A 21,300-nucleotide genomic window follows, 5' to 3' on the forward strand; every position below is an offset into this window, starting at 1 on the left:
TCGTACGGGTGCCGGTCGAGTGCCCCGGCACCACTGGTGCTCCGGTCCACGGAGGGCCGCCCACGGGGTGGGCGGCCCGTGCGGTCACCGGGCAGGTTCGGGTTGCGGCGTCTCGGAGTGCGCCGTGGGCTGCTGCGTCGTGGGCTGCTGAGCGGGGGGCTGCGCGGCGCGCGAGGTGGTGCTGCTCCCCCGCCCGAGGAAGGTGCGGAAGCCGGCCAACCGACCCCGCCGCTGGCCGAACGCCCCGGTCAACCGGTCCAGGTAGATGGCGAGGATGACCACGGCAAGGCCCGCCTCGGAGCCGAGGCCGATGTCCAGCCGGGAGATGCTGGTGATCACCAGGCCGCCCAGCCCACCGGCGCCCACGAATCCGGCGATCACGGCCATGGACAGCGCCAGCATGATCACCTGGTTGATGCCGGCCATGATCGTGGGCAGCGCCAGCGGCAGCTGCACCCGGCGCAGGATCTGCCCGGGTGGGCTGCCGAAGGCGTACCCGGCCTCGACGAGCTCCGGATCCACCTGCCGGATGCCCAGTTCCGTGAGCCGGACGCCGGGTGGCAGGGCGAAGATGATGGTCATCACGACGCCCGGGGCGATGCCGATCCCGAAGAACACCACGGCCGGGATCAGGTAGACCATCGCCGGCATCGTCTGCATGAAGTCGAGCACCGGCCTGGCGACGGCGCTGACCCGGTCGTTCTTGGCCGCGGCGATGCCGACCGGGACGGCGATCACCGTCGCGACGACGGTGGCGACCAGGATCAACGCCAGGGTCACCATCGCCTCCTCCCACAGCCCGACGCCGATGACCAGCAGCAGCCCGAGCAGTGACAGGAGGGCGAACCGCACCGACCGCACGATCCCGCCGAGCCCGGCCAGCAGCACGGCCAGCACGATCGGGGGCAGGAACAGCAGACCGTCGGCCAGCCCGTCCACGGCGCTCTCGGTCACCGAGCTCAAGGCGTCGAAGAACGGACCGAGGTGGTCGTCCACCCAGTCGAACCCGGTGGCGACCCAGTCGCCCAGCGGGATCCGCGGCAGCGGCCCCGTTCCGTCGTCGGTCGCCGCCAGCAGCGTCGGCTCAGCCACGGATGTCTCCCTTCGTCGCGCCGCCGGTCGACGGTTCCGGCGCTGTCGGCTCGGCCGCTCCGGTCCTGCCGCCGAGCGCGGCCAGCACCGCGGTGGGTGGCACCACGCCCAGCAGCCGGTTGGTGTCGTCGACCACGGCGACCGGCTGCTCGTCCTGGCCGGCGGACACGAGCAGGTCGGCGAGCCGCGTCTCCGGCCCGACGGTCACCGACGGGTGAACGGCACCGTTGAGGGCCGGCTGCCCGGCATCGACCGCGGCCTGGGCAGCCCGCAGGCCGACCGTCCCGGTCAGCTGGCCGAGCCCGTCGACCACCAGCGCCGCCGGGGCGTGGTGGGCGCGCATGGCGTCCAGCGCGGCCGCCGGGGAGGCGGTCCCGGGCACCACGACCGGGGCAGGCGCCATCACGTGCTCGGCGGTGAAGACCCGCCCGCGGTCGACGTCGGCCAGGAACGAGGCCACGTAGTCGTCGGCCGGCTGGTCCAGGATCTGCTCGGGGGTGCCGAGCTGGACCACGCGCCCGTCGCGCATCACCATCACGCGGTCACCCAGCCGCATCGCCTCGTTGAGGTCGTGGGTGATGAACACGATCGTCTTGCCCAGGCGGGACTGCAGGTCCAGCAGCTGGTCCTGCATCTCCCGGCGGATCAGCGGGTCCAGCGCGCTGAACGCCTCGTCCATGAGCAGCAGGTCGGTCTCCGCGGCGAGCGCGCGGGCCAGGCCGACCCGCTGCTTCATGCCGCCGGAGAGCTGGTCGGGTCGCGCGTCCGCCCGGTCGGCCAGCCCCACCTCGGCCAGCGCCTCGCGGGCCCGGGCGTGGCGGGTGCGGCGGTCGACACCGCGCACCTCGAGGGCGTAGGCGGCGTTGTCCAGCACGGAGCGGTGCGGGAAGAGCGCGAAGTGCTGGAAGACCATGCTCATCCGCTCCTGGCGCAGGCGGCGCACGCCGCGGGCGTCCAGGGAGGTCAGTTCGGCGTCCCCGATCGTCACCCGGCCGGCGGTCGGCTCCAGCAGTCCGTTGAGCATCCGGATCAAGGTCGACTTGCCGGAGCCGGAGAGCCCCATCACCACGAAGATCTCGCCCGGTTCGACGGTGAAGCCGACGTCGACGACGGCGGGGGTCGCCCCCCGCTCGCGGACCTCGGCGACGGATGCGCCGTCCTGGAGCCGCCGGACGGCGTCCTCGGGACGGCGTCCGAAGACCTTGTAGAGCCCCTCGGCATGAACTGCGGGCACGGTCACCTCTCGTCGTCGGGCGTGGACCGGCCAGGAGGCCGTGCGTTCGGTGGGGCGACTCTGCCCGCGGGGCCGGGCGGTCGGCGGGCTGCACCCGGTACCGCGTTCATCCGGCGGCGCCCACGGGTGCACCGCCACCGCTCCTCCGGTGACGACGTGAACCGTCTACGCGCAACGTCGGTGTCGGCCACGAACGCCGGGTGGGGCCACGTCCTGGCCGGACTCACCCGTGTCCAACTTGCCGGCCGACGCTAGCAGCGCGGAGGGGACGGAACGGCCCCAGCAGGCAACCAGCAACCATTCCGTCATGGGCTCGCAATGCGGCCGGCGGACGTCCACATGCCGCGATCGACCCCGGGACTCGCCCCTGGCCTGCCGGTTCGCCGGTTCCGGCCTCGGCGACGGCACGGGCGGCCCGTGATCCGTTCGTGACCCGGCGTCGTTCCGCGCCGCCGCTCAGCCTGCGCGGCGCCCGTCGCGGGAACGTCCCGGCCCCGCGACGCGTCGGAACAGGAGCGGGCGGCAACGCGCTGCGACCGTTACCTTGTCTCAGCACGTGCGAGCCCCCGGCAACGGCGCCGGTGGCGCGGGAGGTGGAGAGCAGATGGACATCACGGTGGTGGACGTCCCGGAGAAGGGGCGGTTCGAGATCCGCGAGGGCGAGCGCGTCGTCGGCCTGGCCAGCTACCACGTCGACGGCGGTTCGATGACCCTGCCGCACACCGAGATCGACCCCCAGATGGGCGGCCGCGGTCTGGGCACCCGCCTGGTGCACGACGTCCTGGTGGCCGCCCGGGACCGGCAGCTGACCGTGCTCCCCTACTGCTCGTTCGTCCGCAAGTACCTGGTCGAGCACCCCGACGAGCTCGACCTGGTCGCCGAGGACGACAGGCCGATGTTCGGCCTGGAGACCGCCGACCACTGAGCGCACTCGCGGCGTGACCCGGCGGTGACCCGCGGTCGTCCCTAGGCTCGGCCGGGTGCCGACCGCGCTGCTCTGGTTCCGCCGCGATCTCCGGCTGGGCGACCACCCGGCTCTGCTGGCGGCGCTCGACGCGGCCGGACCACGCGGCGACGTGGTGCCGGTGTTCGTCTTCGACGACCACCTCTACGGCCCGTCCGGCGAGCCTCGGCGCCGGTTCCTGCTCGACTGCCTGGCCGACCTGCGCCGGCAGACCGGTGGCGCCCTGGTGTTCCGCTCCGGCGCCCCGGCGCAGGTGGTGCCCGCGCTGGCCACCGAGGTCGGGGCCTCGACCGTGCACGTCACCGCCGACGCCGGGCCCTACGGCCGCCGCCGCGACGCCGCGGTCGAGCAGGCGCTGGGCGACGTGCCTCTGGTCCGCACCGGCTCCCCGTACGCCGTCGCCCCGGGCCGGGTGGTCAAGCGCGACGGGACGCCGTTCCGGGTGTTCTCCCCGTTCGCGCGCGCCTGGCGGGAGCACGGCTGGCACTCCCCCGCTGCCCGCCCGGACGACGTCCCGTGGGCCACCGGCGTCCGGTCCGCGGAGCCACCCCCGGCCCCGGACCTGGCCGGCGTCACCCTGCCGCCGGCCGGCGAGGCCGCGGCGACCGCGGCCTGGGACCGGTTCCGCGACGAGCGGCTGCTCGGCTACGCGGAGGGCCGGAACACCCCGGGGACGAACGGCACCAGCCGGCTCTCGGCCTACCTCAAGTACGGCTGCATCCACCCCCGCACGCTGCTGGCCGACCTCTCCACCGAGGACTCCGAGTCGGCGCGCAGCTACGCGAACGAGCTGGCCTGGCGGGACTTCTACGCCGACGTCCTCTGGCACCGGCCGGAGTCCGCGCGGGAGTACCTCAAGCCCGAGCTGCAGACGATGGGCTACGACTCCGGGCCGGACGCCGACGAGCTGGTCGCCGCCTGGCAGGCCGGGCGCACCGGGTTCCCGATCGTGGACGCCGGCATGCGGCAGCTGCTGGGCGAGGCCTACGTGCACAACCGGGTGCGGATGATCGTCGCCTCGTTCCTGGTCAAGGACCTGCACCAGGAGTGGACGCTCGGCGCCCGCTGGTTCATGCAGCACCTGGTCGACGGCGACCTGGCCAGCAACCAGCACGGCTGGCAGTGGGTCGCCGGCACCGGCACCGACGCCTCGCCGTACCACCGGGTGTTCAACCCGATCACGCAGGGCAAGAAGTTCGACCCCGACGGCACGTACGTGCGGCGCTGGGTGCCCGAGCTGCGCGACCTGGACGCGAAGCACGTGCACGAGCCGTGGACCGCACCCGGTGGCGTCCCGGCCGGCTACCCCGAGCCGGTCGTCGACCACGCCCACGAGCGCCAGGTCGCCCTGGACCGCTACGCCCGCGCCACCCGCCGCTGACCCGATCCCCGGGCTTTCTGCACCGAAAGCCCGGTGCTTCCTGTACCGAGAGCACGGGGCCCGCCGTGGCAGACGGTTCTCCCGCAGGTGAAGCTGGACGGCGTGATCGTGCGAGGTGCCCGTGCCTGAGGGCCACACCCTGTTCCGGCTGGCGAAGGAGCAGGACGAGCTGTTCGCCGGACGCCCGGTGCACGTCACCAGCCCGCAGGGCCGGTTCACCGCCGGCGCGGAGCTGCTCGACGGCCGGGTGCTCGACGAGGTGACCTCCTACGGCAAGCACCTGTTCGCCCGGTTCGGGCCGGACACCGTGCACGTGCACCTGGGCCTCTACGGGAAGTACACGACCGGCACCGGCACACCGCCGCCGCCGAAGGGCGCGTTGCGGATGCGCTGGGAGGGCGACGGCCCGGACGGCGCCGGGGTGTGGACCGACCTGCGCGGCGCCACCGTGTGCGAGGTGATCACCGAGCCGGAGGTCTCCGCGGTCCTCGGCCGGCTGGGCCCCGACCCACTGCGCCGCCGGTCGGACCCGGGGAAGGCCTTCGCCCGGATCAGCCGGTCGAGGACGCCGATCGGCGCGCTGCTGATGGACCAGGAGGTGCTGGCCGGGGTCGGCAACGTCTACCGCGCCGAGATCCTGTTCCGGCACCGGGTGAACCCGTTCCGGCTCGGCAAGGACGTCGACGAGGCCACCTGGACGGCGATGTGGGCCGATCTGGTGACGCTGATGAGGGCCGGCGTGCGCGAGGGGCGGATCGTCACCACCGAGCGAGCCGACCGGGAGCGCAGGCGCGGCCCGGCCGAGCTCGCCGACGCGCACTACGTCTACCGGCGCACCGGGCTGCCCTGCCGGATCGACGACACCGAGATCCGCACCCAGGAGATGGTCGGCCGCAACCTCTACTGGTGCCCCACCTGCCAGGCCGTCTAGCGGTTCAGGCCCGCCCGACCACGGTCAGGTGCACCGTGACGACGGCGTCCAGGTGGTGCTCCGGATGCGGGCACGCACCGGGACCATCCCCCCGCCGCAGGTGACCTCCAGGACGGCGGCCTCCGGGCCGGTCACCGGGCGCCGACCGGGCGCCAGTCGTCGGGCGGGTCCTCCCCCACCCGGCCGTCGACCGCCTCGCGCAGCAGGTCGGCGTGGCCGGTGTGCCGGCCGTACTCCTCGAGCAGGTCGCACAGCAGCCGGCGCAGGCTGATCCGCCGGCCGTCGGGCCACCCGGTGTGCACCAGCTGGTCCAGCCCGCCGTCGGCCAGCGCGGCCGCGACGCGCTCCCGGGACCGGGCGACGGCGTCGTCCCACAGTGCGTAGAGCTCGGCCGGGGTGCCCTCCCCGGCGCAGGTCTCCGCCCAGCCCTCGGCGGTGTCCCAGCGGCTCGGGTCCCAGGGCGCGCCGATCGGCGCCCCGCTGAGCCGGTGGGTGGAGTACAGCGCCTCCACCGCGGCCAGGTGGGACAGCAGGCCGCCGAGGCTCAGCGACGAGGCGCCGATCCGGGCGCGCAGACCGACGGCGTCGAGGCCGTCGGCCTTCCAGCGGAAGGTCGTCCGCAGCCGGTCGAGCGAGCCGAGCAGGTGCTCGACCTCGGTACCGGCCATCGGCGGCACCCAGGGCGGGTCGTCGGTCATGCCGACACCCTGCACCCGGGCACCGACGGTCACCAGGTCAGACGGCGCCCTTCTCCGGGTCGCCGGCCGGCAGCGGGCGCAGCACGCGCACGGCCAGCGGCTGGGCCAGGGAGTCGGAGATCGTCGCCATCATGGTGCGCAGCGCCTCACCCTGGCCGTGCGCGGCCATCGCCTCCTCGCTGGCCCAGCGCTCGACGAAGACGAAGCCCTCCTCGTCCTCCTGCACCGAGTACAGCTCGCACCCGGGCTCGGCGTGCACCTGCGGGACGGCGGCCAGCAGGGCCTCCCGGATGGCGTCCCGGGTGCCGGGCTTGGGGTGGACGGTGGCGACGATGACGAACGACACACGGACCTCCTGGGGTCGGGGGGGGCGGCGGCGCCGAGTGACCTGGCGCACGGCCGCCGGGAGGACGACGATGCCAGACGTGGCGGAGCCGAGCGGGACCGGACCGCGCCCGATGCGGGTGGCCGTCGTCGGCGCCGGCCCCGCGGGCATCTACACGGCCGAGGCGCTGGCCGCGCAGGACGACGTCCCGGTCGCCGTCGACCTGATCGACCGGCTGCCCACCCCGTTCGGGCTGGTCCGCCACGGCATCGCCCCGGACCACCGGAAGATGCGGGCGCTGCGCGAGACGCTGCACCACACGCTCGACCACGAGCGGGTGCGCTTCGTCGGCAACGTGGAGATCGGCGCCGACCTGCCGGTGGCCGAGCTGCGCCGGCACGTCGACGCCGTCGTCTACACCTACGGCGCGGCCGGCGACCGCGGGCTGGGCGTCCCCGGCGAGGAGCTTCCCGGCAGCCTCGCCGCCACCGACGTCGTCGCCTGGTACTGCGGCCACCCCGACGCCGACCGGGTGCGGGTCGAGGAGGTGGTGGCCCGGGCCCGGGACGTCGTCGTGGTCGGCGTGGGCAACGTGGCGCTCGACGTGGCCCGGGTGCTGGTCCGCTCCCCGGCCGAGCTCGACCCGACCGAGATGCCCCAGCACGTGCTCGACGCGCTCGCCGCCGCGCCCGTGGAACGGGTGACGGTGCTGGGTCGCCGCGGCCCGGCGCAGGCCACCTTCACCACCCAGGAGCTGCGGGAACTCGGGCACCTCGCCGCCGCCACCGTGCTCGTCGACCCCGCCGACCTCACCGACCCCGGCGACGACGCGCTGGCCGCCGACGACCGGCACGTGGCCCGCAACCTCGCGGTGCTGCACGAGTACGCCGGGCACACCGCCGAGCCCGGCCGGCCCGTCGTCCGGCTGCGCTTCCACGCCCGCCCGGTGCGCCTGCTGGGCACCGACCGGGTCACCGGCGTCGAGGTCGAGCGGACCACCGTCGCCGCCGACGGTCGGGCCACCGGCACTGGCGAGCTGGACGTCGTCCCGGCCGACCTGGTGGTCCGCTCGGTGGGCTACCGCGGGCACCCGCTGGCCGGGCTGCCGCTGGACGGCGGCACGGTGCCGCACGAGGCGGGCCGGGTGCTGCGCGAGGGGGTGGTCAGCCCGGGTGAGTACGTGGCCGGCTGGATCAAGCGCGGACCGACCGGCGTGGTGGGCACCAACAAGCACGACGCCCGGGAGACGGTGGCCGGCCTGCTCGCCGACGCCGCGGCGGGGCGGCTGCACACCGGCGGCGACCCCGACGACCTGGTGCGCACGCTGCTGGCCCGGGGGCTGCAGCCGGTGCTGCTGGCCGACTGGCGGGCGATCGACGCCGCCGAGATCGCGCTGGGCGCCACCCGCGGGCGGGACCGCACGACGCTGCACGAGCGCGAGGCGCTGCTGGCGGCGGTCCGGGCGGCCGCTGCGGCACGCTGACCGGGTGGCCGCCCGCATCTTCGCCGTCTCGTGCCTGCTGTACGCCGTCGTCGTCGGCGTGCTGGCGCTGACCCTGCCCGACATGGTGCCGCTGCACTTCGGCGCACGCGGTCAGGTGGACCGCACGGGTTCGCGTGCGGAGCTCCTGGTCGTCGCCGTCCTGGTCGGCGCGCTGATCGCCGGGGTCTGCGGTGGGTTCGCCCGGTGGTCCCGGCGGCTGCCGCTGGAGCTGGTCAACGTGCCGCACGCCGGGTACTGGAAGAGCCCCGAGCACGAGGCCGAGTTGCGCCGCCGGATCGCGAGCGACACCTGCTGGTTCGGCGCGGCCACGATGGTCTTCCTCTCCACGGCGTTCACCCTGATCGGGCGGGCCGCCATCGCCGGCACCGGGCTGGACGGCTGGTTCTTCGGCGCGCTGGCGCTCTTCGTCGCCGGCACGGCCGCCTGGTGCGTCTGGCTGTGGCTCCGGCGGTACCGGCCCCCAGGTCACGAGTAGCGGGGGTACGGCAGACTCGACGGCGTGACCGGTCCCACCACCGACCAGACGCCCGAGACCGACCCGGCGACCAAGCCCGCCACCACGACGATCTCCTTCGCCCGTGGCGCCCCGTCGACCGACATCGTCGACGTGCAGGGCCTCAAGGACGCCGCCGTCGCCGCGTTCGACGCCGACCCGGCCGGGATGACCGGCTACGGGACGGCGATCGGCTACGTGCCGCTGCGCAGGTGGATCGCCGAGCAGCACGGCGTGCCCGAGGACCACGTGCTGGTCACCAACGGGTCGATGCAGGCCGACGCGTTCCTCTTCGACGAGCTGGTCACCCCGGGTGCGGCGGTGGTCACCGAGCGGCCGACCTACGACCGCACCCTGCTGGGGCTGAAGAACCGCGGCGGCGACCTGCACCTGGTCACGCTGGAGGAGGACGGCGTCGCGGTCGACGAGATCGAGCAGCTGCTGCGCAGCGGCGTCCGGCCCGCGTTCGCGCACGTCATCCCGAACTTCCAGAACCCGGCCGGCTACACGCTGTCGCTGGAGAAGCGGCGCCGGCTGCTGGAGCTGGCCCACGAGTACGACTTCCTGGTGTTCGAGGACGACCCCTACGTCGACATCCGGTTCAGCGGCGAGCCGCTGCCGCGGATGCTGGAGCTCGACGGCGGCGCCGACAGCACGCACGTGGTGTACGCCTGCTCGTTCTCCAAGACCGTCTGCCCGGGCATCCGGGTGGGCTACCTGGTCGGGCCGCCGGCACTGATCGAGAAGATCCGGGTGCGGGCCACGAACACCTACATCGCGCCGAACATGGTCGCCCAGGGCACGGTCTTCCAGTTCGTCACCGGGCCGCGGTACGCCGGCGCGCTGGAGACGGTGAAGAAGGCGCTGGCCGAGCGGGTCGGCCTGCTGGACCGGGCGCTGCGCACGCACCTGCCGCAGGCCACCTTCCGCCGTCCCGACGGCGGCTACTTCCTGTGGGTGTCGCTGCCGGCCGGCGAGGGCCACGACGTCGCCCGGATCGCCACCGAGGCCGCGGCCCGCGGGGTGGCGATCGTGCCGGGCACCGACTTCCTGCTCGAGGGCGGGGAGAACGCGTTCCGGCTGGCCTTCTCCGCGGTGCAGCCCGGCGACGTCGAGGAGGGCGTCCGCCGCCTGGCCGAGGCCATCGAGGCCGCCCGCCGCTGACAACGGCCCCGGGGCGGGCTTCCTGTACGGAAAGCCCGCCCCGGGGGTGTGTCATCCGGAGTTGCGCAGGGCGGTGGCGACGCCGTTGATCGCCAGCTGGATGCAGCGGCGGACCAGCTCGTCGTCGTCCCCGGCCCGCCGGCGGCGCAGCATCTCCACCTGCAGGTGGTGCAGCGGCTCCAGGTAGGGGAACCGGTTGCGGATCGACCGGGCCAGCGCCGGGTTGTCCGCCAGCAGCCGGTCGTCGCCGGTGATCGCCAGCAGCATCCGCACGGTCCGCTCGTGCTCGGCGGTGATCTGCCCGAACACCAGGTCGCGCAGCTCCGCGTCGGGCACCAGGGACGCGTACCGGGCGGCGAGCTCCAGGTCGGTCTTGGCCAGCACCATGCCCATGTTGGACAGCACGGTGCGGAAGAACGGCCAGCGCCGGTGCAGGTCCTGCAGCCGGGCGAGGCGCTCGGGGTCGCCGTCCACCCAGGACTCCAGGGCGGAGCCGGTGCCGTACCAGCCGGGCAGCATGATCCGGGTCTGGGACCAGCTGAACACCCACGGGATCGCGCGCAGGTCGGTGATCTTGTCGCCGGCCTTGCGGGACGGCGGGCGGCTGCCGATGTTCAGCTCGGCCAGCTCCCGGATCGGGGTGGCCGCGCGGAACCACTCGACGAAGCCCGGGGTCTCGTGCACCAGCGCGCTGTAGGCCCGGCGGGCCCGCTCGGCGAGGTCGTCGAGCAGCGCGTAGGTCTCCTCGGCGTCGTCGTCCAGGCCCTCGGTGTCCAGCAGCGTCGACTCCAGCGTGGCCGCGACCAGCGCCTCCAGGTTGCGGCGGGCGAGGTCGGGGGTGGAGTACTTGGCCGCGATCACCTCGCCCTGCTCGGTGATCCGCAACTGGCCGGCGACCGAGCCGGGCGGCTGTGCCTTGATCGCCTCGTAGCTGGGGCCACCGCCGCGCCCCACGGTGCCGCCGCGGCCGTGGAACAACCGCAGCCGGATGCCGTTGGCCCGCGCCACCTCGACCAGGGCCAGCTCGGCCCGGTACAGCGCCCAGTTGGCGGCCAGGTAGCCGCCGTCCTTGTTGCTGTCGGAGTAGCCGAGCATGACCTCCTGCTGGTCGCCCCGGTTGGCCACCAGCGCCCGGTACAGCGGCTGGTCGAGCATCGCGGTCAGCGTGGCGCCGGCGGCCTGCAGGTCGTCGATCGTCTCGAACAGCGGCGAGATCCCCACCGAGCAGCGCGGGCCGTCCGCACCGTCGGGGTCGAGCAGGCCCACCTCCTTGAGCAGGACGGCGACCTCGAGCACGTCGCTGACCGACTCGCACATGCTGATCACGTAGTTCGGGATGGTGCGCGGGCCGAGCAGCGCCACCTGCTCGGCGGCGGCGACCAGCAGGTCCAGCTCGCCGCGGGCCAGCTCGGAGAGCTCGGCGTCCCGGCGCACCAGCGGCCGGCGCATCCGCAGCTCACCGGTCAGCAGCTCGACCCGCTGCTGCTCGTCGAGGGCGGAGTAGTCCTCGCAGACGCCCGCCCAGGCCAGCAGCTCGCCGAGCACCTCCTCGTGCACCGAGGAGTTCTGCCGCATGTCCAGCCCGCACAGGTGGAAGCCGAAGACCTCCACCGCGTCGCGCAGCCGGGCCAGCCGGTCGTCGGCCAGCGCGCCCGCGCCGTGGCTGCGCAGCGACGTGTCCAGGGTCGTCAGGTCGGCCAGCAGCTCCTCCGGCGCGGCGTAGGGGTCGAGCACGATCTCCGGCTGCTGGCCGGGCACCGAACCGAGCACCCGCAGCGCGGTCGCCGCCAGCCGCCCGTGCATCCCGCGCAGCGCCCGGCGGTAGGGCTCGTCGGCGCGGAACGGGGAGTCGTCCCGGGCGGCGTCGGCCAGCGCGTACACCTCCGGCGTCGGGCGGACCAGCCGGTCGGACATCGACAGCTCGGCGCCCAGCGCGAGCAGCTCGGCCAGGTGGTGCTCCAGCGCCGTCGCCGCCTGCCGGGTGGTGGCCCGGCGGACGGCGTCGGCGGTGACGAAGGGGTTGCCGTCGCGGTCCCCGCCGATCCACGAGCCCGGCTGGAGCATCGGCTCGCGCAGCAGGTCGGCGTCGGGCCACCGCTCGCGCAGCGCGTGGCGCAGCTCGGTGTTGATCGCCGGGACGACGTCGAACAGCGACAGCTCGTAGTAGCGCAGCGCCTCGTCGATCTCGTCGGCCAGCCGCAGCCGGCTCAGCCGCAGCAACGCCGTCTGCCAGAGCGTGAGCACCTCGCGGGAGAGCCGGGCCGACCACGCCGGGTCGTCGGCGTCCCGGTGCCGGATCAGCTCGCTGACCTGCCGCTGGACCTGGGAGATGGTGCGCCGGCGGGTCTCGGTCGGGTGCGCGGTGACCACCGGGACGACCAGGGCACCGGCCAGCTCCCGCGCCACCGTGGCGCCGTCCAGGCCGGCCTGGTCGAGCAGCTCCAGCGACGCCGCCAGACTGCCCTTCTGCGGCGGGGAGCCCTCGCGCCGGTGGTGCCGGCGACGCCGCTCGTGGTGCACGTCCTCGGCGATGTTGGCCAGCAGCGAGAAGTGGCTGAAGGCCCGGACGACGTGGTTGGCGCTGCGCGGGTCCAGCCTGGCCAGCCGGTCGGCGAGCTGGGAGCGGTCCCGCTCGTCGCGGCGGATCTCGAACGCCTCGACGCGGGTGGACTCCACCAGCTCGAGCACCTCCGGGCCGGCCTGCTCGGCGATCACCTCACCGAGCACCCGGCCCAGCAGCCGGATGTCGTCACGGAGCTGGACCTCGTCGGTGCGGTCGTCGGGCAGGGCCGATGCTCCCGGGGTGCGGAGGTCGGCGACGTCGACAGTGGCTTCGGACACGGGACGAGTATCCGGGGTGGGTGTGTCCGGCGGGTGACGGGGCACGATCACCGCATGACCGGACTGACCGCCACGGCCGCCGACCCGACCCCCGCCGAGCACGGGGAGGGCCCCGTCTGGGACGCCGCCCGCGGCGAACTGCTGTGGGTCGACATCACCGCCGGCCTGGTCCGCCGCGGCCGGGTGGCCGGCGACGGCACGGTCGCCGAGCTGGCCGCGCACCGCGGCGGGGACACCGTCGGCGTCGTCGTCCCGGCCGCCGACGGTGGGTGGCTGCTCGGCGCCGGTGGCGGGTTCACCCACCTCTCCCCCGAGGGCGAGGCGCGGGTGCTGCTGGAGCTGTCCGCGGAGGGCGGCTCGACCGAGGCCGGTGGCACCCGGATGAACGACGGCGCCTGCGACCGCGCCGGCCGCTTCTACGCCGGCACGATGGCCTTCGACGAGCGCGCGGGCGCCGGCACGCTCTACCGGGTCGACCTCGACGGCACGGTGTCCGTGGCGCTGCCGGGGCTCACGATCTCCAACGGCCTGGGCTGGTCGCCCGACGACCGCACCGCCTACCTGTCCGACTCCGGCGACTCGGTCGTGTGGGCCTTCGACTACGACCTGGAGACCGGCGCCCTGACCGGGCGCCGGGAGTTCCTGCGGTTCGACGGCTCGACCGGCGTCGCCGACGGGCTGGTCGTCGACGACGAGGGCTGCGTGTGGACGGCGATGTGGGGCGGGCGCGCGGTGCGCCGCTGGTCCCCCGACGGCGAGCTGCTCACCGTCGTCGACGTCCCCACGGAGAACGCCACGAGCTGCTGCTTCGCCGGGCCGGAGCGGGACGTGCTGGTGATCAGCACCTCCGCGCACGGGCTGGACTACGCCGCCCGCACCGCGCAGCCGGGGGCCGGGCGGCTGTTCACCGCCCGGCCCGGGGTGAGCGGCCCGGCGGCGTACCCCTACCGCGGCCCGCTCACCGGCCTGCGCGAGGCCTGAGCCCCCGGCGGCCACGCCGCCGGGGGCCCGGGCTCACACGCGCTCGGCCTTGAGGGCCTCGCGCATGCTGACCTTGCCGCTGGTGCGCAGCAGCGCGCCGGAGTAGATCCGGCCGCCGATCCGCACCACCGCGGCGATCGCCAGCAGCATCAGCACGACGGCGACCGCCACCTCCCACCACGCGGCCTCCCCGGCGGCCATCCGCACCGGCATCACCATCGGCGAGAGGCCGGGGACGAACGAGGTGACCGTGGCCAGCGTGCTGGCCGGGTCCTGCGCCGCCTGGATGGCGATGACGAAGCCGGCCACCAGCAGGATCGTCGTCGGGGTGATCACCGTGCCCAGGTCCTCCTGCCGGCTGACCAGCGAGGCGGCCGCGGCGAAGACCGAGGCGTAGAAGGCGTAGCCGAGCACGAACCAGGCGATCACGGTGACCACCGGCCCGATGACGTCGCCGGGCAGCTCGACGACGTCGAAGGCCAGCGCCCCGACCACGCCGATGACCGCGACCAGCAGGATCTGCGCCAGCCCGAGCAGGCCCAGCCCGATCACCTTCCCGGCGAGCAGCTGCCAGGGCCGCATGGTGGCCAGCAGCAGCTCGACCACCCGGCTGGACTTCTCCTCGACCACGCCCTGGGCCACGAACTGCCCGAACAGGATGATCAGGCTGTAGAGCACGACCACGCCGACCAGCGCCACGATCGTGGCGGCCAGCCGGTCGTCGGCATCGGCGTCCAGCGAGACCAGCTCCACCTCCGGCCCCGGCTGGAGCTGCACCCCGGCCTGGTCGAGCTGGGTGGCCATCGCCAGGTTGGTCAGGGCGGCCTGGACCAGGGCCCGGGTGTCCTCACCGCCGCTGTCGACCAGCAGCTCGGGCTGCTGCCCCGACGGGCCCAGCAGCGCACCGTCGACGTCCTCGTCCTCCACCGCCGCCCGGGCGGCGTCCTCGTCGTCGAACTCGACGACGGTGACGTCGGTGCCCAGTGCATCCCCCTGGGACTCCAGGGCGGCGGTGACCGCCGGGTCGCCGCCGACGACGCCGATGCGCGACTCGTCGCCGCCGCTGTTGATGACCACCTGGAAGACCAGCATGCCGACGATCAGCACGATCAGGACGGCGGAGCCGATCAGGAAGTTTCTGTCGCGGATCCGGGTCGAGACCTCCCGGGCGGCGACCAGGCGGACCAGCGCCGCCGGGCTCTGCGGGCGGGTCTCGTGCCGCACCGGGGCGCTCACGCCGCCACCGCCACGGGGGTCGCCGGGCTGCTGACCGCATCGCGGAACAGCTCGACCAGGGTGGGTTCGCGCCAGGCGAAGTGGTTCACCCGCCCGGTGGCGACCGCGGCGTGCAGCACCTGCTGGTCGTCGGCGTCGTGCGCCAGCTCCAGCACCGTGTCGCCGCGGCTCTCCGAGACCACCCGGACCCCGGGCAGGCCGGCGGCCCAGCCGGTGGGGGCGTCGGGGACGACGACGCGCAGCTGCCGGCCCTGGGCCGAGGCGCGCAGCTCGGCGACGGTGCCGGTGGCGACCATCGAGCCGCGGGCCAGGATGCCGACGGCGTCGCAGAGCCGCTCGACGAGGTCCAGCTGGTGGCTGGAGAAGACGACGGGCACGCCGCGACGGCACTGGTCGAGCAGCGCCTCGGCGAGCGAGTCGACACCGACCGGGTCCAGGCCGGAGAACGGCTCGTCGAGGATCAGCACGTCCGGCTCGCTGACCAGCGCGGCGGCCAGCTGGACCCGCTGCTGGTTGCCCAGCGACAGCTTCTCCACCGGGTCGGCCAACCGCTCCCCCAGGCCCAGGCGCTCGCCCCACTCACCGGCCGCGCGGCCGGCGGCGCCGGCGTCCATGCCGTGCAGCCGGGCGAAGTAGGCGAGCTGCTCGCGCACCTTCATCTTCGGGTAGAGGCCGCGTTCCTCCGGCATGTAGCCGATCCGGCGGCGGACCGCCTCGTCGACCGGGGAGCCGTTCCAGCGCACCTCCCCGGCGTCGGCCCGGGCCAGGCCCATGGCGATGCGCATCGTGGTGGTCTTGCCGGCACCGTTGGACCCGCAGAACCCGAACATCTGGCCGGGTGCGACGGTGAAGCTCACCCCCTTGAGCACCTGGTTCTCGCCGTAGGCCTTGACCAGGCCGTCGATCTCGAGCACTGACCCTCCGGTCGTCGTCGCCACCCGGGGCAGGACCGCACCAGGCTGACTTTCCGTCCCGGAAAGAGTGGCGGACGACTTTCCGATCCGTCAAGTGAACAGCTGGGTGTGTCGCCCAACCGCCGCGACCGTAGCGACGTCCCGCGCTGCGGGACAGCACCGTTTCCGGTGTCATCGGGGCATGACGACGGAGAGCCACCCCGCGGAACCGCCGCAGGGCGTGGGGCTGGCCGGGCTCCGCGAGGCCGCCGCGGGCTGCCGCGCCTGCGAGTTGTGGGAGCCCGCCACCCAGACCGTGTTCGGCGAGGGCCCGGAGACCGCCCGCGTGGTGTTGGTCGGCGAGCAGCCCGGTGACCAGGAGGACCGCAGGGGTGAGCCGTTCGTCGGCCCGGCCGGGCGCCTGCTGGACAAGGCCCTGGTCGAGGCGGGGATCGACCGCCGCGACGCCTACGTCACCAACTCGGTGAAGCACTTCCGGTTCACGCCCACCCCCAAGCGCCGGATCCACCAGTCACCGGGGCCGGAGCACCTGGCCGCCTGCCGGCCGTGGCTGGAGGCGGAGTTCGCCGTGCTGCAGCCGGAGGTCGTCGTCTGCCTGGGCGCCGTGGCCGCCAAGGCGCTGATCTCCCCGTCGTTCCGGATCACCCGCGAGCACGGGCAGCTGATGCCGTGGACCCCGCCGGGCACGGAGCCGGTGCCCGAGGCCGACCAGGACGAGGACGCCCCGCACCAGACCTGGATCATCGCCACGACCCACCCCTCCGCCGTCCTGCGCACCCCGGACGAGGGCCGGCAGGCCGCCTACGACGCACTCGTCGCCGACCTGGAGGTGGTCGCCGCCGCCCTCGCCTGACGCGCCAGTGCGCGAGGAGGTCAGCCGCGCTCGGGTTCGGGGAACCGGGCGCCGGCGGGCAGCTCGGCGCCGTCCTCGACGTGCGCCCGCCGGCCGACGAGGGTGATCTCGCCGTCGCCGCCGACCGTGGCCCGCTCCCCCACGACGACGTCGTCGTCGAGCACCGCACGGGTCACGGTCGCCCCGGCGCGCACCCGGGCGCCGGGCAGCAGCACCGAGTCGATCACGGTGGCCCCCGGCTCCACGACCACGCCCGGGGACAGCACCGATCCGCGCACCTCCCCGGCCACCCGGGTGCCGCCGGAGACCAGGCTGCCCTCCACCGCCGCGCCGTCGAGCACCCGCGCGGCGCTGTGCCGGCCGCCGCGGGTGTGCACCGGCCAGCTCGCCTCGTCCAGGTCGATCGGCGGCTCCGGGGACAGGAAGTCGCGGTGCGCCTGCCAGTAGGCCTCGACCGTGCCCACGTCCCGCCAGTAGCCCGGCAGCGAGTAGGCCCTGGCCAGCCCGTCCCGGGTCTGCGCGGGCAGCAGGTGGGTGCCGAGGTCCTCCAGCCCCTCCTCACCCACCTCGTCGTCGAGCGCCTCGAGGCGGTCCAGGGTCGCGTCCGGGCTGAAGACGAAGACCTCGTTGGTGGCGGTGGTGGTGGCCGGCTCGTCGGGCTTGTAGGCGTAGTCGGTCACCCGGTCGCCGTCGGTCTGCACGATCCCGTACCGGCTGGCGTCGTCGGCGGCGACCTCGGTGGTCACCATGGTCACCTCGGCGCCGGACTCGAGGTGGGCGTCGACGACGGCGCGGTAGTCGAGCTTGTAGACGGCGTCGGAGCTGACCACCACCAGTGCGTCGGCGCCGAACTCCCGGATGAGCTCGGCCTGCCGCCACAGCCCGTCGGCGGTGCCCTCGGTGAAGCCCGCGCGCTCGCTGGTGGCCTGGAACGGCGGCAGCACCAGCAGCCCGCCGGTGGTCCGGTCCAGGTCCCAGGGGCGGCCGCTGGCCAGGTGCTTGGACAGCGACGTCGGCTGGTACTGCACCGACACCCAGACATCGGGGATCTGCGAGTGCTCGCAGTTGGACAGCGGGAAGTCGATGAGCCGGTAGACCCCGGCGAACGGGACGGCGGGCTTGGCCCGGGTCTCGGTGAGCAGCTCCAGCCGGCCCCCCTGGCCGCCGGCGAGCACGAGGACGAGGACCTTCGGGAGCGGCATGCACCCCTGCTACCCGCCGGCGCGGCCGCGCACGCCCGTCGGGACTCCCGGCGTCGGCCGTCCGGGCACTCAGTCGTCGGCGCGCTCGGCCATCCGGGCGCGCGCCTGCGCCGCGACCTCGTCCGCCCGCGAGGCCCGGAAGAACCAGAACGACGGGACGGCGACGGCGACCACGGCCATCGCGACCACGATCACCACGCCGCCGGAGACCATCGCCGCGGTCACCCCGACGCTGCTGGCCATGACGCCGGCGCGCAGGTCGCCCAGCCGCGGGCCGCCGGCGACGACCACGATGAACACCCCCTGCATCCGCCCGCGCATCTCGTCCGGCGCCGCCGTCTGCAGCATCGAGGAGCGCAGCACCGCGCTGACCATGTCCCCGGCGCCCGCGACGGCCAGGCAGAACACCGCCAACCACAGCGTGCTGGCCAGCCCGAACCCGATGATCGCCACGCCCCAGACCGCGATCGCGGCCAGCACGACGGCGCCCTGCCGGTCGACCCGGCTCACCCAGCCCGAGGTCAGGCCCATCAGCAGCGAGCCGATCGACACCCCGGCGAAGAGCCACCCCAGGCTGTTGGCGTCCGTGGCGTAGGTGGTCTGCGACAGCTCCGGGAAGACCGCCTGCGGCCAGGCGAACAGCATCGCGATCACGTCGACGACGAAGGTCATCAGCAGCACGGGCTGGGTGCGCAGGAAGGCGAACCCCTCCCCCACCCCGCGCACCGCGGCGCCCAGCCGCAGCGGGCCGGACACCCCCTCGGGGGGCAGCGGCGGCAGCCCGCGCAGCAGCAGCACGGCGGCGACGAAGCCGATCGCGTCGACCGTGTAGACGATCGACAGGTCGCCCAGGCCGATCAGCAGCCCGGCCAGCAGCGGGCCGACGATCACCCCGGCCTGCCGGACGGTCATCGCCAGCGCGTTGGCCGCGGCGACGCCGTCCGCACCGACCAGGGCGGGGATGACGGCGCTGCGGGCGGGCTGGTTGACCGCCGCGAACGCCGACACGGCGGCGGCCAGCACCCACAGCACCCACAGGTGACCGTCGCCGGGCAGCAGCGCCTGGACCGCCAGCAGCGCGCTGGTCACCGCGGCACCGATCGAGCTGATCAGCATCAACCGGCGGCGGTCCATCGCGTCGGCGATCGCCCCGCCCAGCAGGCCGAAGACCACCAGCGGCACGAGCGCGACCACCGACGTCAGGCCGACCATCAGCGACGAGCCGGTCAGGCTGTAGACCTGGTACGGGACGGCGACCAGCGTCATCTGCTGGCCGAGCATGGTCACCGCGACGCCGCCGAACACCCGGCGGTAGGCGCGGTTGCGCAGCGGCGTGGTGTCGATCGCCCAGCCCCGGCGGCGCGGCACCGGCGTCGGCTCCTCGACGCCCAGCCCGCCCTCGACCGGGTCGACCGGCGTCAACGCCTCGCCGGCATCCCCGCCTGTTCGGCCCCGCTGCAGGGGCCCGCGGCCAGCCTGCGAGTCGCGGGGGCCAGGCCCCGGCGCAGGGGCCCGCGCCGAGCTCGCGAGGTGTGGGGGGCGGCGGGGTCCTTCACCCTTCATGGGGCGAGGCGCTGCAGGACCCAGCCGCCGCCTTCCTCGTCGTCCCGCACGAAGACCAGCCGGTCGTGCAGCCGGTCGTGGCCGCCCTGCCAGAACTCCACCCGCGAGGGCACCACCCGGTAGCCACCCCAGCTCGGCGGCCGCGGCACCGGCCCGCCCGCGGTCTCGGCGTCCAGCAGCCGCATCCGCTCGACCAGCTCGTCCCGGGAGTCGACGACGGTCGACTGCACCGAGGCGACGGCGGCCAGCTGCGCGCCGCGCGGGCGGGGGTCCCACAGCGCGTCGGAGGCGGTGTCCCCGATCCGCTCGACGGTGCCGGTGACCCGGACCTGCCGCTGCTGGACGTGCCACGGGAAGACGACGGCGGCCCGCGGGTTGACCGCCAGCTGCGCGCCCTTCGCCGAGGCGTAGTTGGTGCCGAAGACGAAGCCGCCGTCGTCGTAGCCCTTCATCAGCACGATCCGCGCGTCGGGCACGCCGTCGGCGTCGGCGGTGGCCACCACCATCGCGTTGGGCTCGGGCAGCTCGGCGGCCACCGCGTGGGCGAACCAGCGGTCGAACTGCTCGACCCAGGTGGGGGCCACGGTCTCCTCGGAGAGCCCCTGGGCGTCGTAGTCCCTGCGCATGCGGATCAGGTCGGGCACGCCGCCATGCTGTCACCGTTGCGCCACGCACCGCTGGGCGACCGGGTGCCCGGCTGCACCGCGAGCACCCGGCACGGCCTAGGTTGTGGACCGACCTGCACCGGCGTCCACCCCCACCCGCGCGCAAGGGAGCATGCGAGATGGCTGACGACTTCGTCCCCGGCCTGGAAGGCGTCGTCGCCTTCGAGACCACGATCGCCGAGCCGGACAAGGACGGCGGCGCGCTGCGCTACCGCGGCGTGGACATCGAGGACCTGGTCGGGCAGGTCACCTTCGGCAACGTCTGGGCCCTGCTGGTCGACGGCCGGTTCGGCCCCGGCCTGCCGCCGGCGGAGCCGTTCCCCATCCCGGTGCACACCGGCGACGTCCGGGTCGACGTCCAGGCCGCGCTCGCGATGCTCACCCCGATCTGGGGCTACCGACCGCTGCTGGACATCTCCGCCGAGGAGGCCCGCGACGAGCTGGCCCGCGCCGCGGTCATGGCGCTGTCCTACGTCGCGCAGTCCGCCCGCGGCATCGGCGTCCCGGCCGTGCCGCAGAAGCGGGTCGACGAGGCCTCGACGATCGTCGAGCGGTTCATGGTCCGCTGGCGCGGCGAGCCCGACCCCCGCCACGTCGCCGCCGTCGACGCCTACTGGACCTCCGCGGCCGAGCACGGCATGAACGCCTCCACCTTCACCGCCCGGGTGATCGCCTCCACCGGCGCCGACGTCGCCGCCTCGCTCTCCGGCGCGATCGGGGCGATGTCCGGCCCGCTGCACGGCGGCGCCCCGTCGCGGGTGCTGCACATGCTCGACGGGGTCGAGCAGTCGGGGAACGCCGAGGCCTACGTCAAGGACCTGCTGGACCGCAAGGAACGGCTGATGGGCTTCGGCCACCGGGTCTACCGGGCGGAGGACCCCCGGGCCCGGGTGCTGCGCCGCACCGCCGAGGAGCTGGGCGCCCCGCGCTTCGAGGCCGCCCTGGCCCTGGAGCAGGCGGCGCTGAAGGAGCTTCGCGAGCGGCGGCCGGACCGGCCGATCGAGACCAACGTCGAGTTCTGGGCGGCGATCGTGCTCGACTTCGCCGAGGTGCCCAGCCACATGTTCACCTCGATGTTCACCTGCGCGCGCACCGCGGGGTGGTGCGCGCACATCCTGGAGCAGAAGAACACCGGCCGGCTGGTGCGCCCCTCGGCCCGCTACGTCGGCCCGGACCCCCGCAAGCCGCAGGACGTCGAGGGCTGGGACACCATCGAGCCCCTGACCACCCCCGCCTGAGAGAGGATCCCGGTGCCCCCC

At 74.6% G+C, this 21,300-nt stretch carries 19 protein-coding genes; 9 read left to right on the forward strand and 10 right to left on the reverse strand.

Going from position 1 to position 21,300, the window contains the following annotated elements; all coding sequences use genetic code 11:
• Window positions 1–84 precede the first annotated feature (84 nt).
• Both ACI795_RS01175 and ACI795_RS01180 read right to left on the reverse strand, forming a co-directional pair.
• A complete protein-coding gene (locus ACI795_RS01175; RefSeq protein WP_457073221.1) occupies window positions 85–1,092 on the reverse strand; it encodes an ABC transporter permease in 1,008 nt (335 codons plus the stop codon).
• Window positions 1,085–2,326: a quaternary amine ABC transporter ATP-binding protein gene (locus ACI795_RS01180; protein ID WP_457073223.1), complete on the reverse strand. Its 1,242-nt coding sequence runs from the start codon at window positions 2,324–2,326 to the stop codon at window positions 1,085–1,087. Before ACI795_RS01180 ends, ACI795_RS01175 begins: the two co-directional genes overlap by 8 nt.
• 604 nt (window positions 2,327–2,930) lie before the next feature.
• Here ACI795_RS01180 and ACI795_RS01185 point away from each other — a divergent pair.
• From ACI795_RS01185 to ACI795_RS01195, 3 genes are all read left to right on the forward strand, one after another.
• Window positions 2,931–3,251, forward strand: a complete 321-nt coding sequence (locus tag ACI795_RS01185) for a GNAT family N-acetyltransferase (RefSeq protein ID WP_457073224.1) — start codon at window positions 2,931–2,933, stop codon at window positions 3,249–3,251.
• Between the two features lie 55 nt (window positions 3,252–3,306).
• Window positions 3,307–4,671, forward strand: a complete 1,365-nt coding sequence (locus ACI795_RS01190) for a cryptochrome/photolyase family protein (RefSeq protein WP_457073226.1) — start codon at window positions 3,307–3,309, stop codon at window positions 4,669–4,671.
• Window positions 4,672–4,792: 121 nt separating this feature from the next.
• Entirely contained in the window at window positions 4,793–5,602 is an 810-nt protein-coding gene (locus ACI795_RS01195) for an Fpg/Nei family DNA glycosylase (RefSeq protein ID WP_457073228.1), read from the forward strand.
• 131 nt (window positions 5,603–5,733) lie between these two features.
• Here the strand turns inward: ACI795_RS01195 and ACI795_RS01200 are convergent, their stop codons facing one another.
• Window positions 5,734–6,300 (reverse strand): mycothiol transferase, encoded by a 567-nt coding sequence (locus ACI795_RS01200; RefSeq protein WP_457073229.1) that lies wholly within the window; start codon window positions 6,298–6,300, stop codon window positions 5,734–5,736.
• A 37-nt stretch (window positions 6,301–6,337) separates the two neighbouring features.
• The gene (locus ACI795_RS01205; protein WP_457073231.1) at window positions 6,338–6,646 is read right to left on the reverse strand and encodes a putative quinol monooxygenase; all 309 of its coding nucleotides are present in this window, start codon (window positions 6,644–6,646) and stop codon (window positions 6,338–6,340) included.
• A gap of 79 nt (window positions 6,647–6,725) precedes the next feature.
• Here ACI795_RS01205 and ACI795_RS01210 point away from each other — a divergent pair, with 79 nt between their 5' ends.
• Genes ACI795_RS01210 through ACI795_RS01220 form a run of 3 tightly spaced genes read left to right on the forward strand, consistent with a single transcriptional unit; the run spans window position 6,726 to window position 9,786 of the window.
• Window positions 6,726–8,108, forward strand: coding sequence for an FAD-dependent oxidoreductase (locus tag ACI795_RS01210; protein ID WP_457073233.1), 1,383 nt, complete (start codon window positions 6,726–6,728; stop codon window positions 8,106–8,108).
• Between the two features lie 4 nt (window positions 8,109–8,112).
• Window positions 8,113–8,604: a DUF1648 domain-containing protein gene (locus ACI795_RS01215; protein WP_457073234.1), complete on the forward strand. Its 492-nt coding sequence runs from the start codon at window positions 8,113–8,115 to the stop codon at window positions 8,602–8,604.
• Window positions 8,605–8,628: 24 nt separating this feature from the next.
• Complete coding sequence (locus tag ACI795_RS01220) at window positions 8,629–9,786, forward strand: aminotransferase-like domain-containing protein (RefSeq protein WP_457073235.1); 1,158 nt, start codon at window positions 8,629–8,631, stop codon at window positions 9,784–9,786.
• A gap of 51 nt (window positions 9,787–9,837) precedes the next feature.
• Here ACI795_RS01220 and ppc read toward each other — a convergent pair whose 3' ends face one another.
• The gene (ppc, locus tag ACI795_RS01225; protein WP_457073237.1) at window positions 9,838–12,627 is read right to left on the reverse strand and encodes a phosphoenolpyruvate carboxylase; all 2,790 of its coding nucleotides are present in this window, start codon (window positions 12,625–12,627) and stop codon (window positions 9,838–9,840) included.
• A 54-nt stretch (window positions 12,628–12,681) separates the two neighbouring features.
• On the opposite strand from ppc, the gene ACI795_RS01230 reads away from it, so the two are divergent.
• Window positions 12,682–13,608, forward strand: coding sequence for an SMP-30/gluconolactonase/LRE family protein (locus ACI795_RS01230; protein ID WP_457073239.1), 927 nt, complete (start codon window positions 12,682–12,684; stop codon window positions 13,606–13,608).
• A 33-nt stretch (window positions 13,609–13,641) separates the two neighbouring features.
• On the opposite strand, the gene ACI795_RS01235 is transcribed toward ACI795_RS01230, so the two are convergent.
• Together ACI795_RS01235 and ACI795_RS01240 are read right to left on the reverse strand one after the other, a co-directional pair.
• A complete protein-coding gene (locus tag ACI795_RS01235) occupies window positions 13,642–14,844 on the reverse strand; it encodes an ABC transporter permease (protein WP_457073241.1) in 1,203 nt (400 codons plus the stop codon).
• A complete protein-coding gene (locus ACI795_RS01240; protein ID WP_457073243.1) occupies window positions 14,841–15,758 on the reverse strand; it encodes an ABC transporter ATP-binding protein in 918 nt (305 codons plus the stop codon). The genes ACI795_RS01235 and ACI795_RS01240 overlap by 4 nt, the downstream gene beginning before the upstream one ends.
• A 181-nt stretch (window positions 15,759–15,939) precedes the next feature.
• Between ACI795_RS01240 and ACI795_RS01245 the strand changes: the two genes are divergently transcribed.
• A complete protein-coding gene (locus ACI795_RS01245) occupies window positions 15,940–16,611 on the forward strand; it encodes a UdgX family uracil-DNA binding protein (RefSeq protein ID WP_457073244.1) in 672 nt (223 codons plus the stop codon).
• Between the two features lie 20 nt (window positions 16,612–16,631).
• Here the strand turns inward: ACI795_RS01245 and ACI795_RS01250 are convergent, their stop codons facing one another.
• From ACI795_RS01250 to pdxH, 3 genes are all read right to left on the reverse strand, one after another.
• Window positions 16,632–17,813: a glucose-1-phosphate adenylyltransferase family protein gene (locus ACI795_RS01250; RefSeq protein ID WP_457073246.1), complete on the reverse strand. Its 1,182-nt coding sequence runs from the start codon at window positions 17,811–17,813 to the stop codon at window positions 16,632–16,634.
• Window positions 17,814–17,882: 69 nt separating this feature from the next.
• Window positions 17,883–19,235 carry an MFS transporter gene (locus ACI795_RS01255; protein WP_457073248.1) on the reverse strand — a complete coding sequence of 451 codons (1,353 nt, stop codon included), beginning with the start codon at window positions 19,233–19,235 and terminating at the stop codon, window positions 17,883–17,885.
• A gap of 137 nt (window positions 19,236–19,372) precedes the next feature.
• Entirely contained in the window at window positions 19,373–20,020 is a 648-nt protein-coding gene (pdxH, locus tag ACI795_RS01260) for a pyridoxamine 5'-phosphate oxidase (protein WP_457073250.1), read from the reverse strand.
• Window positions 20,021–20,160: 140 nt separating this feature from the next.
• On the opposite strand from pdxH, the gene ACI795_RS01265 reads away from it, so the two are divergent.
• Window positions 20,161–21,279 carry a citrate synthase 2 gene (locus tag ACI795_RS01265; protein ID WP_457073252.1) on the forward strand — a complete coding sequence of 373 codons (1,119 nt, stop codon included), beginning with the start codon at window positions 20,161–20,163 and terminating at the stop codon, window positions 21,277–21,279.
• The last annotated feature ends 21 nt before the right edge of the window (window positions 21,280–21,300 follow it).

This window comes from Modestobacter sp. SYSU DS0290 (genome assembly GCF_054050955.1).

Excerpts from the sequence above, each read along its gene's own strand:
- ACI795_RS01185 (WP_457073224.1), top strand. The coding sequence starts at position 2,931 with ATGGACATCACGGTGGTGGACGTCCCGGAGAAGGGGCGGTTCGAGATC.
- ACI795_RS01200 (WP_457073229.1), bottom strand. The coding sequence starts at position 6,300 with ATGACCGACGACCCGCCCTGGGTGCCGCCGATGGCCGGTACCGAGGTC.
- ACI795_RS01230 (WP_457073239.1), top strand. The coding sequence starts at position 12,682 with ATGACCGGACTGACCGCCACGGCCGCCGACCCGACCCCCGCCGAGCAC.
- ACI795_RS01245 (WP_457073244.1), top strand. The coding sequence starts at position 15,940 with ATGACGACGGAGAGCCACCCCGCGGAACCGCCGCAGGGCGTGGGGCTG.
- ACI795_RS01250 (WP_457073246.1), bottom strand. The coding sequence starts at position 17,813 with ATGCCGCTCCCGAAGGTCCTCGTCCTCGTGCTCGCCGGCGGCCAGGGG.
- ACI795_RS01265 (WP_457073252.1), top strand. The coding sequence starts at position 20,161 with ATGGCTGACGACTTCGTCCCCGGCCTGGAAGGCGTCGTCGCCTTCGAG.